The organism is Xanthomonas sp. LF02-5 (assembly GCF_034105325.1).
Lineage (GTDB): Bacteria > Pseudomonadota > Gammaproteobacteria > Xanthomonadales > Xanthomonadaceae > Xanthomonas_A > Xanthomonas_A sontii.
In genome coordinates this window covers 1204662-1219996 of record NZ_JAXGGF010000001.1, presented here as the reverse complement: position 1 = coordinate 1219996, position 15335 = coordinate 1204662, and the positions used below count along the sequence as shown (strand labels likewise).

Below are 15335 nucleotides of genomic sequence, written 5' to 3'. Positions count from 1 at the left end.
AGGAAAAGGAGGAAGGGCGAAGCGTGGCGCTCCATCAGCCGGTGGCCCAGGCAGGCGTGCCGGGAACGTAGGTGATGTCTTCATAGCGGCCCGGCACGGCGACGTAGCGCAGCACTTCGGTCGCGCCGACCTCGGAGGTGAAGAAGCCGAAGATGGTCAGCTGCTTGATCATGGTGAAGGGATGCGGCATCGCGTCCGCCGCGTCGGCGGTGCCGGTGTCGGTCACGTCGACGGCCTTTGCCCTGGCCTCCGCATCCAGGGCGCGCAGCAGTTCGGCGCGCGCCTGCGGGGTGAGCGACACGAATCGGCCGCCGGCACGTTTGTCGATCTCGGCCAGGCCGGCGCGGAACGTCGCCTGCTGCCGCGGGGTGTAGCAGTCGGTGACGAATTTCGCCATGAATGCACCGGCACCGGCGTCCTTCGCCCCCGGCGTCTTGGTCCGCGGCAGGATGGTCTCGGCGATCTCGTCCAGCGTGCCGATCTCGGCGGCGGAGAACAGCACCTTCGTCCCCGCGGCCAACGCCTGTGCCGGGGCGAGCGCGGGCAGGCCGACCATCGCCGCGCCCGTGGCGGCGAAGATCATCTTCAGCAGTTCGCGACGTTCCATCACAGGTTCCCCGCTTTCAGTTCGCGCACGGCATGATCGGCGGCACGTGCGGTCAGCGCCATGTAGGTCAGCGAAGGATTCACGCAGCCGCTGGAGGTCATGCAGGCGCCATCGGTCACGTAGACGTTCGGTGCGTCCCACACCTGGTTGTACTGGTTCAGCACGGAGTTCTTGCGATCCCGGCCCATGCGTGCGGTGCCCATCTCATGGATGCCCTTGCCCGGCGCGTAGTCGCCATCGTGCATCTTCACGTCCTTGACGCCGGCCGCCTCCAGCATCTCGGCGGCATCGGCGGCCATGTCCTTGCGCATGGCCTTTTCGTTCTCGCGCATGGCAACGTCCATCGCCAGCACCGGCAGCCCCCATTTGTCCTTGCGCTGCGGGTCCAGGCGAATCGTGTTGTCGTGGTGCGGCAGCATTTCGCCGAATCCGGTCATGCCGATGCTCCAGTCGCCCGGCACGGTCAGCGCCTCCTTCAGGTCGGCACCGATGTTCAGCTCGGCGATCTCGCGCGACCAGCCGGTGCGGCTCGCACCGCCCTGGTAGCCGAAGCCGCGCAGGTAGCCGCGCTTGTCCATGGCGACATTGCGGAACCGGGGGATGTAGAAGCCGCAGGGACGGCGGCCGAAGTAGTACTTGTCCTCGTAGCCCTCGACCCGGCCGGAGGCGCCGGCGCCGAAATGATGGTCCATCACGTTGTGCCCGAGCTCGCCGGACGACGACCCCAGGCCGCCGTCCCAGACATCGGTGGCCGAGTTCATCAGCAGCCAGGTCGAATTGAACGAGGACGCGTTGAGGAAGATGACATTGGCCGTGTACTGGTAGGTCTGTCCGCTCTCGGCGTCGATGATCTCCACGCCGCGCGCACGCTTGCGGTCCTTGTCGTAGAGCACCTCCTTGACGATCGAGAACGGACGCAAGGTCAGGTTGCCCGTCTTCATGGCCGCCGGCAGCGTGGCCGCCTGGGTCGAGAAATAGGCGCCGAAGGGACAGCCCAGGATGCACTTGTTGCGATACTGGCAGTTGACGCGGCCCTGCTCGACCTTGGGCTGGGTGATGTTGGCGGTACGCGAGTGGATCAGGTGCCGGGTGCCGCCAAAGGCCTTCTTGATCCGCGCCGCGACGTCCTTCTCGACGATGTTCAACGGGATCGGCGGCAGGAACTCGCCGTCCGGCAACACGTCCAGTCCCTCGCGCGTGCCGGCGATGCCGGCGAACTTCTCCACGTGGTCGTACCAGGGTGCGAGGTCGGCGTAACGGATCGGCCAATCGGTGGCGATGCCGTCCTTCAGGTTCGCCTCGAAATCCAGGTCCGACAGGCGATAGCTCTGCCGTCCCCACATCAGCGAGCGGCCGCCCACGTGATAGCCGCGGAACCAGTCGAATCGCTTGATCTCGGTGTAGGGCGATTCCTTTTCGTTGGCCCACATTCCCTGCAGGTTCTCGACCAGGGCGTAGTCGCGCATCAGCACCGGATAATCGGCCTTCATCTCCTGGGTCGGGCGGTTGCGATGCGGGAAATCCCACGCCTCCTTCATCGCGTTGACGTAGTCCTTGACGTGCTCGATATTGCGTCCGCGTTCCAGCATCAGGACCTTGAGTCCCTTCTCGGTCAGCTCCTTCGCCGCCCAACCGCCACTGATGCCCGAGCCAACGACGATGGCGTCGTAATGATTGTCTGCCATGGGTTCTACTTCACCTCGGTGGATAGCGTTTCAGACATCGCAGAGGCGGATCGCCTCGCGCAGCGAGCCGACGGGATCCGGCGCGGTAGGAATGAACTCCTGCGCCAGATAGCCATCGAAACCGGTATCGCGGATCGCGCGACAGATGGCGGGATAGTGGAGCTCCTGATCGTCCCCGATCTCGTGCCGGCCCGGGACGCCGGCGGTGTGGTAATGCTTGAAGCACGCGTGATGCTTGCCGATGGTGGCGATGATGTCGCCCTCCATGATCTGCATGTGGTAGATGTCGTACAGCAGGCCGAAATGGTCCGAGCCGATCAGCTGGCACAGCTCCACGCCCCAGGCGGAGTGGTCGCACAGATAGTCGTGATGATCGACCTTGGAGTTCAGCAGCTCCATCACCAGCACGACCCCGCGCTTCTCGGCATGGCCGAGGATGCGCTTGAGTCCGACTTCGGCGTGGGCCATGCCCTCCTGGGGATCCATGCCATTCCGGTTGCCGGAAAAACAGATGAGGTTGCGATAGCCGGCATCGGCCACCAGGTCGATGTGCCGCGTGTAGCGCGCGACCAGCGCATCATGGAACTGGCTGCCGGCGAAGCCCTTGTCCAGGCCGAGTTCCGCGCCATTGCACATCGCGCTGTACACGCCATGCGCCTTCAGCGTGGGCCAATCCGCCGGGCCCACCAGATCGATGGCGGCGAACCCCAGGCCCTTCACTACCTGGCAAAGCTGTGCGGTCGACAGCTGCGGAAACGTCCAGCGGGCGACAGACTGCTTCAGGTTGCCCTTGAGCGGCGTGGCGGCAGCGAGTGCCGGCAACATGCCCACTGCCCCAAGGCCAAGGCTCCCGGCGACCGCCATGCGCAGCGCCTCGCGCCGCGTGAACCCAAAGGCCGGCGCCGGTCCGATCGAATGGATAGACATCCACCTTCCGGCCTCCCAACCGGTTCAAACGCTGACGATTCGCCGCGATTCAATCGATTGAACCATAGAGCAGTGAATCGCGCTTTTGCAAGACGCACTGCACGAAAACACATGCTGCAGGGCACAACGCCTGTGGTGTCAGTCGTCATGACGGCGATGGAATCTCGGGTGACGTACGGAGTTGTGCAGCGAGACGTAGAGCGACAAACAAACGGGTATTTGGTGAACCTGCTCGAGCAGGCGACGCATGGCGAGATACCGACGGACCCGTGGTTCCTCCCTGGGACTAAGGCGCTAAATCGCATGCAAGGCGGCGGGGATGGGAGGTCGGACCTGGAGCTTCAGGACACCTCCGCCGCGTTGCCATGCGCATTCATGTGGTGAGGATCGTGGTGTCGCGGCGAGCGACGCCAATGTGCTTTTCGCAGAAGCGGCTTTAGCCGCGATGGCTTTCATCGGAAAGCCTGTCGCCGCTAAAGCAGCCCCTACGACACCTTCCTCGTTGCAGCCGGGTCGGCCGGCGTTGAGCGATAGCATGGACTCGGCACGAAAGCCGCGCCAAGGCGTTGCTGAGGCGACTGGGCACGACGCGACGCTGGCAACCGACCCCGTTTTGAAGGCAAGAACAGCAGGGCACTCGCCGCTTGCACGCACGCTCCGCCCCCAATCGCCAGCGGTGAAAAGCACGGTACGTGTGACCACTCCAGTCGACCGATACCGTCTGGCTTCATATCGCCTGCCTTGGAGGACCGGACAGACTCGCGCTAGAAAGGAAAACACCTCGCCAAAACAGAAAAAACCCCGCCAAGCACAATGGCTTGCCGGGGTCTGTTTGCATCGCAGGAACGACGAAAGATCAGAACGGAATATCGTCGTCCGCGAAGTCGTCCATCGGCGCGGACTGCTGCGGGGCCGGCTGCTGCCGGCGCGGCGCGTAATCCTGCCCGCCGCCACCACCGCCACCACCGCCCATGCCGGAGCGTTCCTGGCGCGGCGGCGCCGAGCGCTGCGGACGGTCGCCGCCGCCCATGCCGCCGCCACCGCCCTCGCCGCGGCCGCCGAGCATCTGCATCTCGTCGGCGACGATGTCGGTGGAGTACTTCTCCACGCCGTCCTGGCCGGTGTACTTGTCGTAGCGGATCGAGCCTTCGACGTAGACCGAGCTGCCCTTGCGCAGGTACTCGCCGGCGATCTCACCGAGCTTTCCGAAAAACACCACGCGATGCCACTCGGTGCGTTCCTGCTGGTTGCCGTCGCGGTCCTTGCGCACGCTGGTGGTGGCCAGGCTGATGCGGGTGATGGCCATGCCGGCCTGGGTGTACTTGATGTCGGGATCGTTGCCGAGGTTGCCGACGAGGATGACTTTGTTGATGCCGCGGGCCATGAGCTGCTTCCGTCTGGGGTCTCCGCGGCCAGGGGGCACGCAGAGCGGTAAAGAAGATTTCGGGGAGCAATCCTAACATCGCCGGGCCGGACCGGCCTGCGCCAGGCGCCCGCGGGCGCCCCGGAAAACGCCGCATTGGGCTGTCGGAATCCTGCCGGCACGCCTCCCGCCGGGCGCTGCAAACCCAGGCACGGCAAGCTCTCCGCCCCCTGCCCCGGCCCACAACGGGACGGATGTGGCCGCGCAGCCTATACTTTGCGCACGTTTCCAGTCCTGTCCGCATGAGCATCGCCGAATCCCCCAGCTCCGCCCTGGGCCTGCCCCAGATCCAGATGCTCGCCGCGCCGGACATGGCCGAGGTGGACGCCCTGATCCGCCGCCGCCTGTCCTCGGACGTCGTGCTGATCAACCAGATCGCCGACCACATCGTCTCCGCCGGCGGCAAGCGCCTGCGGCCGATGCTGGTGGTGCTGGCCGGCCGCGCCTGCGGCGCCGGCGGGCCGATGCAGCACCAGTTGGCGGCGATCATCGAATTCATCCACACCTCGACCCTGCTGCACGACGACGTGGTGGACGAGTCGGACCTGCGCCGCGGCCGCAGCACCGCCAATGCGCTGTGGGGCAACGCGCCCAGCGTGCTGGTCGGCGACTTCCTGTATTCGCGCAGTTTCCAGCTGATGGTGGAGCTGGACAGCATGGCGGTGATGCGCCTGCTGGCCGACACCACCAACCGCATCGCCGAGGGCGAGGTGCTGCAACTGCTGCACGTGCACAACCCCGACACCGACGAAGCCGCCTACCTGCGCGTGATCGAGCGCAAGACCGCGGTGCTGTTCGCCGCCGGCACCCGGCTTGGCGCGCTGGCCTCCGGTGCCAGCGAGGCGGTACAGGAGAGCCTGTACGACTACGGCATGCAGCTGGGCTATGCGTTCCAGATCGCCGACGACGTGCTCGACTACACCGCCGACGCCGCCGACCTGGGCAAGAACCTGGGCGACGACCTGGCCGAGGGCAAGGCCACGCTGCCGCTGATCCACGCCATGGCGCATGCCGACGACGTCACCCGCGCGCGCCTGCGCCAGATCGTCGAACAGGGCGACGCCAGCGCGATGCCCGAGGTGCTGGCCGCGATCGAAGCCAGCGGCGGCATCGACTACAGCCGCCGCCGCGCGGCCGACTACGCCGCCGCCGCCGAACGCGCCCTGGACGGCCTGCCCGAGAACGAGGCCGTGGCCGCCCTGCGCGGCCTGGCTCGCTACGCGGTCGAGCGCAGACACTGAGCGCTGCCCGGGCATGATCGCCTTTGACGCCGAGGACCGCGCCGTACTGCTGGCGGTGAAAGGCGTCGGTCCCACCGTGGTCGCGCGCCTGGAACAATTGGGCGTGCATTCGCTGCAGGCGCTAGCCGCCTGCGATGCACGGCAACTCACCGAACAGGCCGCGTCGCTGCTCGGCTCCACCTGCTGGCGCAACAGCCCGCAAGCGCGCGCGGCCATGAGCGGCGCCATCGCCGCGGCGCAGGCGCACTTGCTCAAGCACTCCGCCAAGACACCTTAAGGGCCTATTGGGCCCATTTAGCCGCCATCGGCGCGCAGCCGCGCGCCGGAGGGGTTTGGTGATTCGGGATTGGGAATTCGCAACGGCGGCTTGGTTGACGCCTGAAGCGCTACGGGCTCGCCACACCAACCGATCAGTTGGGCGGCACCGACGGTCCGCTTTTACCAATCCCCAATCCCGCCAAGCGCGCAGCGCGAGGCACCTCCCTACTCCCGCCCGAAGCGCTCCTCGAAGAAATCCTCGAGCATCCGGTAGGCACGCTTGGCCGCACGCGGGTTGTACTGGCAGCCCGGCGGGCTGTTGGCGTCGGCTTCGGCGAAGCAATGCACGGCACCGCTGAAGTTGACGAACTGCCAGTCGGCGCCAGCGCCGTTCATTTCCTGCTCGAAGGCGGCGATATCGTCGCGGCTCACGCTCTTGTCGTCGGCACCATTGAGCACCAGCACCGGTGCCTTGGCACTGCCTGCGGCTGCCGGTGCCGCCGTGGCCAGGCCACCGTGCAGGCTGACCACGCCGGCGAGCGGCGCACCGGCGCGGACCAGTTCCAGCACCGTGGTGCCGCCGAAGCAGAAGCCGACCGCACCGATCCGGGCGGGATCCAGCGGCGCCTTGCCGGCCTGCGCCTTCAGCGCCGCCACCGCCGCCAACGCCCGCGCGCGCAGCGTGGCCGGATCCTTCTTCAGCGCGCCGGCGAACTGCCCGGCCTCGGCATCGTTGGCCGGCCGCTTGCCCTTGCCGTAGACGTCGGCCACCAGCACCACGTAGTCGTCGCCGGCCAGGCGCTTGGCCTTCTCCACCGCGGAGTCGTTGACGCCGCGCCAGTTCGGCACCATCACCAGGCCGGGGCGCCTGTCGTGGTCGGCATCGTCGTAGACAAGCACGCCGCTGAAGGTGTCCTTGCCGACCTGCCACTCCACCGGCTTGGCCTGCATCACCGCCCAGGCCGGCAGCGGCAGCGCCAAGGCCAGCCCGAGCAGACCGGTCCACCGCAGCATCGATCGTATGCGCATCGCCCTTCTCCCGTGGAAACCAGGCGGCAGTCTAGAACGTGCCATGCACGTCGAGGTGAGGGCGACGGCGGCCGGCGATGGCGATGGGACAAGGCACACAGCGTCGTCGCATGACGGCCCGGCGAATGCTTCCGGGCATGCTCTTTCCGCAGCACCCACGACGGGCAGCGACATCAGCGCACCGCGTGCGCCGACGCCGCGCCGAGGCTCAGGCGATGCCCAGCCCCGGAATGGCGCTGATCGCATCCGGGTCGAACCCGGCCAGCGCGGCGAAATGGCGGCCGCGCGCCACGTAGTCGCGGTAGGCGCCGAAGCTGGGCGCACCGGGCGACAGCAGCACCACGCCGCCCTGCTCGCCCAGCGCCGCGCGCGCCAGCGCCACCGCCTCCGCCAGGTCGGCCGCGGCATGCAGGCCGAAGCCGGCGGCGGCGGCCAGCGGCGCCAGCAGCGCGTGGATGCGCGGGCCGTTGGCGCCCAGGGTGACGATCTCCAGCGGTGCGCCGCCATCGCGCATGTGCGCGGCGAAGTCCTGCCAGTCCAGACCGCGGTCGTGGCCGCCCACCAGCAGCGCGATGCGCCGCCCGCGGAAGCACTCCAGCGCCGCGAGGCTGGCATGCGGGGTGGTGCTGATCGAGTCGTTCACATAGGTCACGCCGTCGCGCGTGCCCAGGGTCTGCAGCCGATTCGGCAGCGGCCGGAAGCGATCGGCCGCCGGCGCCAACGCCGCCGCATCGAGGCCCAGCGCCTCCACCGCGGCCAGCACCGCGCACAGGTTGCCGCGGTTGTGCCGGCCCGGCAGCGGCGCCTGCGCGCTGTCGTACACCGCGCTGTCGCCGCGGTAGACCACCTCGCCGCGCATGTGCCAGCCGTCCTCGCGGTTGAACCAGCGCACCTCGCTGTCGGGCAGCTGCAGGGCGGCCAGTTGCGGATCGGCGGCGTTGAGCAGGGCGATGCGCGGCCGCGCATGGGTGACCAGCTCGAGCTTGTCGGCGATGTAGCGCGCCTGGCTGCCGTGCCAGTCCAGATGCTCGGGAAACAGGTTCAGCACCAGCGCCAGCTGCGGACGTGCGCCGCTGCGGGCCACGTCGCCGGTCTGGTAGCTGGACAGTTCGATCGCCCAGTACTGCGGCGCTGGCATCGGCGCCAGCACCTCCAGCAGCGGCACGCCGATATTGCCGACCAGGCCGGTGCGATGGCCGCCGGCGCGCAGCAGGTGCGCCAGCAGCGCGGTGGTGGTGCTCTTGCCCTTGGTGCCGGTGACGCAGACGCTGCCGGGCACCACGCCGTCCGTGCCAGCGTGTTCGGCGAACCACAGCGCGGTGCCGCCGATGAAGCGCGTGCCGCGCGCCGCGGCGGCCTGTGCCTCGGGCCGGTAAGGACTGATCCCGGGCGACTTGATCACCACATCGAACGCGGCCAGGCGCTCGGCGGTGGCCTCGGTCTCGACATGCAACGCAGGATCGTGCAGCGCGGCGATCTCCGCGGCCTCCTCAGCCGAACAGAACACCGTCAGCGGCAGCGCGCGTGGCGATTCCGCGTTCCCGATTCCCGCTTCCCAGCCACGCACGGCCGCATACGCTGCACGGCCCTCGCGCCCCCAACCCCACAGCGCGACGCGCTGCGACTCAAGCTGCGAAATTCGCACGCACGCGTTCCCACAGGTCGGCCGGGATGCGGTGCTGCGCGTCCAGTTCCAGCAGCGGCTCCACGCGCAGGTCGGCGGGGTCGAGCTGCGGCTGGATCTCGCGGATGAAACGCGCCACCAGCGCGTCCTCCTTCCATTCCGCGCGCGCCGCCAGCGCCGCCATCGCCGCGCGCGACTCGCGGCCTTCGCCGACGCACTCGAACGGCTTGTGGTCCTGGAACTCCAGCAACGCGTCGAAGCCGCCGGCCTGGCCGGCGTCGTCGAGCAGGTTGCGGCCGAAGATGCGCACCAGCCGCGTCTTGGGCATGAACGGCGCCAGCGCCAGGAACACGAAATGGCACTTCGGGCAGACCCCGCACCAGCGGTGCGCCGGGCGCTCGCCGAGGATGTGGAAATTGCGGTTGCAGCTTGAGAAATGCGCGTCGTAATGGTCGGTCTTGGCGAACTGTCGCGCCACCGCCAGTTCCGACAGCGGCCGCAGCAGCGAGTAATAGCGCAGGTCCGCGGCCACGTAGCGCTGCACCTGCTCACCGAACGCCTGCTCGAAGGCCCAGCCCTTGGACCATTGGTGGTTGACCTCGCCGGTGCCGGCGATCTGGCTGCCGTAGCTGGCCGAGTGCTCGTTGGAGAACACCACCTGGCCGGCGTCGCGCAGCACCGCGGCGAACACCAGGATCGCCGAGTTCACCGCCGTCACCGGGATATGCCCGTTCCACGCGCCCTGACGGTTCAGCTCGAACAGTTCCGGCGCCAGCGTGCGGCCGATGTTCAAGGTCGGCAGCCCGGTGCGCTCGGCGCAGGCGCGGATCAACTGCGAGCCGCCGATCCAGGTCACCGTCTGCGCCACGCCGGCCGCGCGCAACGCCTCGATGCTGACCAGCGAATCCTTGCCGCCGCCGATCGCCACCAGCGCCTGGTCGCGCAGCCCCAGCGCCGTGGCGTCGGCCGCCTCGGCGTCCGCGGCCGGGAAGCGGATGCGCCCGCGCAGGTCCAGGCCGTTGCGATAGGCGAACTCGCCCAGGCCATGCAGGTACACGCTGTCCAGCAGCGCGGCGGTCTCCGCATCGATGGCGTAGTCGTCGATGACGATGCGCGGCGGCACCGCCGCCTTGTAGTAGCTGACGCCGGCGATCAGGTGCAGCAGGCGCAGGGCGCGCTGTGCCGCCTGCGCACGCGCCGGGTCGAGCGTGAACGGCGCGCCGGGCACGGTGATGGTCTCCACCAGCTCCGGGCCGTCGTCGAACGCATAGACCAGGCGCGCCACGCCGCTGTCGGCGTCGAAGCCGCAGCGCACGAAGCGGAAGGTGGCGATCTGCTGTTTGTCGAAAGCGGTCATGGACGTCCTGCAAGCACACGGGTGTGCCGCAAGTAGCGGCGGCACAGAAGAAATTCGAGCATCGAAAACGGCAAGGCGGCCCACAGCAGCGGCAGGCAGCCGAATACGAACGCCATCAGCAGCAGTTGCCAGTGCTGTCCGGCCGGCACCGACGCGGCGGAGGCCAGCACGGCCACCAGCACATACAGCGCCAGCGCCGGCAGGTAGGCCAACGCGGCCAGGAGCGAGGTGCGCAGGGCCAGCGCGCCGGTGCTCGCCGCGGGCCCGCGGCGCTGCCAGCGCACCGCCAGCCATGCGCCGATGGCAGCGGCGGCCAACGCCGGCAACGCCCACTTCAGGCTGTCGGTCCACGGCAGCGACGTACCCGACTGATCCACCGCGGTGGCAGCCACCATCGCAAGCGCGCCGGCCGCGGCGCTGCCCGCGACGAATTCAGTCTGCGTGCCCATCGATCGCCTCCTCGCGGGGCAATTCGCGCTGGTTGTAGGTGCTGGCCATGCTGTAGCCGTAGGCGCCGGTATCGGCGATCAGCATCACGTCGTCCGGCGCGGTGCCCGCCGGCAGGCGCCGGCGCTTGCCGAACACGTCGCTGGATTCGCAGATCGGCCCGACCACGTCGAACACGGTTTCGGCCGGCTGTTCCAGGCGGCTCAGGTTCGCCACGTCGTGCCAGGCGTCGTACAGCGCCGGGCGGATCAGCGTGTTCATGCCGGCATCCAGACCGACCCGACGGATGCCGTCCTTCTCGATCACCTGGGTGGCGCGGGCCAGCAGCACGCCGCACTCGGCGACCAGGTAGCGGCCCGGTTCGATCGCCAGGCGGAACGCCGGATGCACGGCCTTGGCCTCGGCCAGGCCCTGGGCGAAGGTCTCCAGGTCGAACGGTTCGTCGTCGGCGCTGTACGGGATCGGCAGGCCGCCGCCGATGTCGATGACCTCGACGCTGCCGATGCGCCGGGCGAAGCCGGCCAGTTCGTCGCACATGCGCCGCCAGTGCTGTGCGGTCTCCACGCCGCTGCCCAGGTGCGCGTGCAGGCCGACGATGCGGATGTCCAGCGCGCGCGCGGCCTCGACGAACTCGTCGACGCGGGTCGCCGACAGGCCGAACTTGGAGGCCTTGCCGCCAGTGTTGACCTTCTCGTGGTGGCCGTCGCCATGGCCCAGGTCGATGCGCAGCCACAGGCTGCGGCCGCGGAACAGCTCCGGCCAGCGCTGCAGCGCCTCGACGTTGTCCACGGTCACGGTCACGCCCAGCGCGAACGCGGCTTCGTACTCGGCGCGGGGCGCGAAGCTGGGGGTGAACAGCACGCGGCGCGGCGACAGCTCCGGCACGATCTCGAACACCCGGCGCAGCTCGCCGTGCGAAACGCACTCCAGGCCAAAACCCTCCTCGACCAGGGTCTGCAGGATCGCCGGATGCGCGTTGGCCTTGATCGCGTAGTAGCGCTGGTCCACCGCAGCGATCGCCTTGAGCGCGCGCGCGCGTTCGCGCAGGGTCGGCAGGTGGTAGATGTAGCGCGGCGTGCCGGCCTCGGCCAGGCGCAGCAGATGCGCGCGCTCGCCCTGCCACCACGGCACCGGCCGCGGCCGCACCGTGCCGGCGATCTCGCGCCAGCGCGGGCCGAACACCTCGGTCTCTTCCACCGGCATCGCGCCGCTGTCGATCAGTTCGGCGTGCAGGATCGGCAGCAACCCGTCGGCGTCGGTCTCGTCGATGACGAAGGTCAGGTTCAGGTCGTTGGACGACTGCGAGATCATGTGCACGCGCTCCTTGCCGAACGTGGCCCACACGTCCGAGAGCTTGTGCAGCAGCGAGCGCATGCCGCGCCCGACCAGGGTGATCGCCGCGCACGGCACGATGATCTTGACCCGGCAGATCTCCGCCAGGTCGGCCGACAGCGCGGCCAGCACGTCGGTATTGACCAAATTCTCGCTCGGGTCCAGCGACACGGTGACGTTGGTCTCGGCCGAGCCGATCAGGTCCACCGACAGCCCGTGCTTCTTGAACAGCGCGAACACGTCGGCCAGGAAGCCGACCTGCTGCCACATGCCGATGCCTTCCATCGACACCAGCACGATGCCGTTGCGGCGGCTGATCGCCTTGACCCCGGGCACGGTGCGGGCGTTGCCGTCGATGCTGGTGCCGGGCAGCTCCGGGCGCTCGGTGTCCAGGATCGCCATCGGCACGCCGCCGTCGCGGCACGGCTTGATCGAGCGCGGGTGCAGCACCTTGGCGCCGGTGGTGGCGATTTCCTGCGCCTCGTAGTAGTCCAGGCGGGTCAGCAGGCGCGCATCCGGCACTTCGCGCGGATTGGCGCTGAACATGCCGGGCACGTCGGTCCAGATCTCGACCCGGCTGGCGCCGAGCAGCGCGCCGAAATACGCCGCCGAGGTATCCGAGCCGCCGCGGCCGAGGATGGCGGTGCCGCCGTCCTCATGCCGGGCGATGAAGCCCTGGGTGATCAGCATGCGCGAGGGCTGGGCGACGAAGCGCGCGCGCCACTGCGGATCGGACTGCCACTGGCACGATACCGACAGGCGCCGCGACCAGGCGCTCTGGTTCGGCTGCGGCGGCAGCGCGTCCAGCCATTGCCGCGCGTCCATCCAGCCCATGTCCAGGCCGTTGGCACGCAGGTAGGCCGCGCCCAGGGTCGAGGACAGCAACTCGCCCTGCCCCAGCACCTCGGCCTGCCAGTCCAGCGTGCGCTCGGCGGCGCGCGGATCGGCGAGCAGGCCGCGCAGCGCCGCCAGGCGTTCGCCCAGCACCGCCTCGGCATCCAGCTCCAGTTCGGCCAGGAACTCGCGGTGGCGCTGCTCCAGCGCGGCCACGCGCTGCGCGCTGTCGGCGCTGCCGTCGGCGATCGCGGTCAGTTCGTTGGTGACCCCGGACAAGGCCGACACCACCACCAGCACCCGCGCGCCGGTCTCCTCCGCGCGTTTTTTCGCCAGCGTCCCAATCGTGTCCCAGCGATGACGACGCGACACCGAAGTGCCGCCGAACTTGAGGACGATCCAGCGATCGACAGGAGAGGAAGCTGACATGGAGTGGGGGTGTCTGGAATGTGGGGAAAACGCCTGCATGCGCGGGCGGAACCCCCGATTCTACTGCCAACCGAGCGCCGATGAGCGAGCGCCGCTACCTGCACCTGGACGTCTTTTCCGCCAGCCCGGGGCCTGGCGTGGCGCTCGATGCCGCCGACCTGGACGCACCGCGCATGCAGCGGCTGGCGGCGTGGCTGAACCTCTCGGAGACGGTGTTGCTCCTGCCGCCGGAGGCGGGCGCGGACTACCGCATCCGCATCTTCACCCCCAAGGGAGAACTGCCGTTCGCAGGCCACCACAGCGTCGGCGCGGCCTGCGCGGCGGGCGCTACGTGCCAGCCAGGGACGCGAACTCGGGCGCGACGGCCGCGTCGAACTCCAGGTCGATGGCGAAGAGCTGTGGAGCGGCGGTCTGGTGCAAGCGGTGATCGCTGGCAAGATCGCTTGGTAAGCTCCGGCCTCCCCCACCGCAGTCCGGAGTTCCCCCTCATGGCCGCACGCCGCTTCTTCCAGGTCGATGTCTTCTCCGCCCGCGCCGGCAACGGCAATCCGTTGGCCGTCGTGCTCGATGCCGATGGATTGGACGCCGCCACGATGCAGGCCATCGCGCGCTGGACGCGCCTGCCGGAAACCACCTTCGTGTTCGCGCCGACGCGGCCGGATGCCAGCTACGGCCTGCGCATGTTCAGCCCGCAGAAGGAAGTGCCGTTCGCCGGCCATCCCAGCGTCGGCACCGCGCACGTCGCGCTGGAAGCGGGCATCGCCAGCCCGCGCGACGGCGTCCTGACCCAGGACGGCATCGCCGGCCTGCTGCCGCTGCGGGTCGACGTGGATGCCGGAGTGCGCAGCATCGCCATCCGCACCCCGCGCGCGCAGGTGGCCGAGATCGCCGATGCCGCGGATCCACGCCTGCAGGCGGCGCTGCGCGGCTGGACGCTGGGCGCGCTGCCGCCGGTGCGCATGGACGGCGGCCGCTGCTGGTGGCTGGTCGAAGTGGCCGACGAAGCCGCGCTGCGCGCGCTGGCGCCGGACTGGGATGCGATCGCCGCCCTGGCCGAAAGCACCGCCAGCATGGGCGTGTTCGCCTACGCGCGCGCCAGCGGCCAGGCCTATGCAGTGGCCGTGCGCGCCTTCGTCGGCAACGGCCGGCGCTTCGAGGATGCGGCCTCCGGCGCGGCCAATGCGGTGCTGGCGGCATGGCTGGATCACAGCAAGGCCCTGCCCGGCCACGGCGGCCGCTACGTCGCCAGCCAGGGCCGCGAAGTCGGCCACGATGCGCTGCTGACGCTGTGCGTCGACGAGGCCGGCGAGGTGTGGTCCGGCGGACAGGTACAGACGGTGATCGAAGGCCGCATCGACTGGCCCTGATCGCCGGCCGCCGCCCCGCACCGCGGGCGCGAACGCACGCGCAACAACAAAGGGCGCCTCGCAAGGAGGCGCCCTTTGTTTTAGTCGGGCAATACGTCAGTCGGGCAGGACGTCGACGCGGACGCGGATGCGATCGCCCGGAGGCGAGGCGGTGCGGGTGTGGTAGTAGCGGCCGCCATATTCGTAGGTCACGTCGTAGCCGTCGACGCGGTCGTAGCGTTCGGTCCGATACGACACCGGGTCGCATTCGCGGACCACGCCGCCACCATAGCCGCCACCATAGCCGCCGCCGTAGCCGCGGGTATTGCTGTCGTAGATCGAGCGGCCGGCCAGGCTGCCGAGCATGGTGCCGACGGCGGTGCCGACGAAACGGCCATTGCCGCCGCCGACGCGGCTGCCCAGCACGGCGCCGGCGATGCCGCCGACCACCGACGAGGCGGTGCGGCCGCCATCGGTACCGCGGTAGCCGTAGTCGCTGGCGTAGCTGCCCGAGGCCGGACGGTCGTAACAGCGCTCGGTGGTCTCGCGCGGACCGTTGACCTGCACCATGATCGGATCGGCGCGCACCACGCGCGCATATTCGTAGGTGCCGGACGCGTAGCCACGGTCGCGGTAGTCGTCGTAGCGGGTGTAACCGTAATCTTGCGCGGCGGCGGAGCCGATGACGCCGACAGCGAGCGCAGCGGTCAACAGACGGGTCGAGAGCTTGTTCATGGCGATGGTTCCAAGCGCGTGGATCGCGCGACTGCATGCTCGATCCGATGCGGTGAAACCA

13 protein-coding genes and 1 pseudogene are annotated in these 15335 nt (G+C 69.1%); 4 read left to right on the top strand and 10 right to left on the bottom strand.

Features of this window, described 5'->3' with window-relative positions; translation table 11 throughout:
* Positions 1-34: 34 nt before the first annotated feature.
* From SLW52_RS05335 to SLW52_RS05320, 4 genes are all read right to left on the bottom strand, one after another.
* Positions 35-607 carry a gluconate 2-dehydrogenase subunit 3 family protein gene (locus SLW52_RS05335; protein ID WP_320739217.1) on the bottom strand — a complete coding sequence of 191 codons (573 nt, stop codon included), beginning with the start codon at positions 605-607 and terminating at the stop codon, positions 35-37.
* On the bottom strand, positions 607-2292 hold the full coding sequence (locus SLW52_RS05330) for a GMC family oxidoreductase (RefSeq protein WP_320739218.1): 1686 nt from the start codon (positions 2290-2292) through the stop codon (positions 607-609). Before SLW52_RS05330 ends, SLW52_RS05335 begins: the two co-directional genes overlap by 1 nt.
* A 30-nt stretch (positions 2293-2322) precedes the next feature.
* On the bottom strand, positions 2323-3219 hold the full coding sequence (locus tag SLW52_RS05325; RefSeq protein ID WP_320739219.1) for a TIM barrel protein: 897 nt from the start codon (positions 3217-3219) through the stop codon (positions 2323-2325).
* A gap of 856 nt (positions 3220-4075) precedes the next feature.
* Positions 4076-4603: a single-stranded DNA-binding protein gene (locus SLW52_RS05320; RefSeq protein WP_267093838.1), complete on the bottom strand. Its 528-nt coding sequence runs from the start codon at positions 4601-4603 to the stop codon at positions 4076-4078.
* A 281-nt stretch (positions 4604-4884) separates the two neighbouring features.
* Between SLW52_RS05320 and SLW52_RS05315 the strand changes: the two genes are divergently transcribed.
* Positions 4885-5883 (top strand): polyprenyl synthetase family protein, encoded by a 999-nt coding sequence (locus SLW52_RS05315; RefSeq protein WP_295918767.1) that lies wholly within the window; start codon positions 4885-4887, stop codon positions 5881-5883.
* Between the two features lie 13 nt (positions 5884-5896).
* The gene (locus tag SLW52_RS05310) at positions 5897-6160 is read left to right on the top strand and encodes a helix-hairpin-helix domain-containing protein (RefSeq protein ID WP_267093836.1); all 264 of its coding nucleotides are present in this window, start codon (positions 5897-5899) and stop codon (positions 6158-6160) included.
* 206 nt (positions 6161-6366) lie between these two features.
* Here the strand turns inward: SLW52_RS05310 and SLW52_RS05305 are convergent, their stop codons facing one another.
* From SLW52_RS05305 to SLW52_RS05285, 5 genes are all read right to left on the bottom strand, one after another.
* Positions 6367-7170, bottom strand: coding sequence for a dienelactone hydrolase family protein (locus SLW52_RS05305; protein WP_267093835.1), 804 nt, complete (start codon positions 7168-7170; stop codon positions 6367-6369).
* Between the two features lie 208 nt (positions 7171-7378).
* Complete coding sequence (gene murD / locus SLW52_RS05300) at positions 7379-8815, bottom strand: UDP-N-acetylmuramoyl-L-alanine--D-glutamate ligase (protein WP_320739222.1); 1437 nt, start codon at positions 8813-8815, stop codon at positions 7379-7381.
* Positions 8796-10151: a UDP-N-acetyl-alpha-D-muramoyl-L-alanyl-L-glutamate epimerase gene (murL, locus tag SLW52_RS05295; RefSeq protein WP_152237773.1), complete on the bottom strand. Its 1356-nt coding sequence runs from the start codon at positions 10149-10151 to the stop codon at positions 8796-8798. The genes murD and murL overlap by 20 nt, the downstream gene beginning before the upstream one ends.
* Positions 10148-10600: a hypothetical protein gene (locus tag SLW52_RS05290; RefSeq protein WP_017913934.1), complete on the bottom strand. Its 453-nt coding sequence runs from the start codon at positions 10598-10600 to the stop codon at positions 10148-10150. The genes murL and SLW52_RS05290 overlap by 4 nt, the downstream gene beginning before the upstream one ends.
* On the bottom strand, positions 10584-13193 hold the full coding sequence (locus tag SLW52_RS05285) for a bifunctional aspartate kinase/diaminopimelate decarboxylase (protein ID WP_295924014.1): 2610 nt from the start codon (positions 13191-13193) through the stop codon (positions 10584-10586). Before SLW52_RS05285 ends, SLW52_RS05290 begins: the two co-directional genes overlap by 17 nt.
* A gap of 80 nt (positions 13194-13273) precedes the next feature.
* Between SLW52_RS05285 and SLW52_RS05280 the strand changes: the two are divergent.
* Both SLW52_RS05280 and SLW52_RS05275 read left to right on the top strand, forming a co-directional pair.
* Positions 13274-13516, top strand: a pseudogene (locus tag SLW52_RS05280) (PhzF family phenazine biosynthesis protein); the annotation flags it as partial.
* A 165-nt stretch (positions 13517-13681) separates the two neighbouring features.
* Complete coding sequence (locus tag SLW52_RS05275) at positions 13682-14560, top strand: PhzF family phenazine biosynthesis protein (RefSeq protein WP_267124451.1); 879 nt, start codon at positions 13682-13684, stop codon at positions 14558-14560.
* A gap of 96 nt (positions 14561-14656) precedes the next feature.
* On the opposite strand, the gene SLW52_RS05270 is transcribed toward SLW52_RS05275, so the two are convergent.
* Positions 14657-15274, bottom strand: coding sequence for a glycine zipper 2TM domain-containing protein (locus tag SLW52_RS05270; protein ID WP_295958922.1), 618 nt, complete (start codon positions 15272-15274; stop codon positions 14657-14659).
* Between the last annotated feature and the right edge of the window lie 61 nt (positions 15275-15335).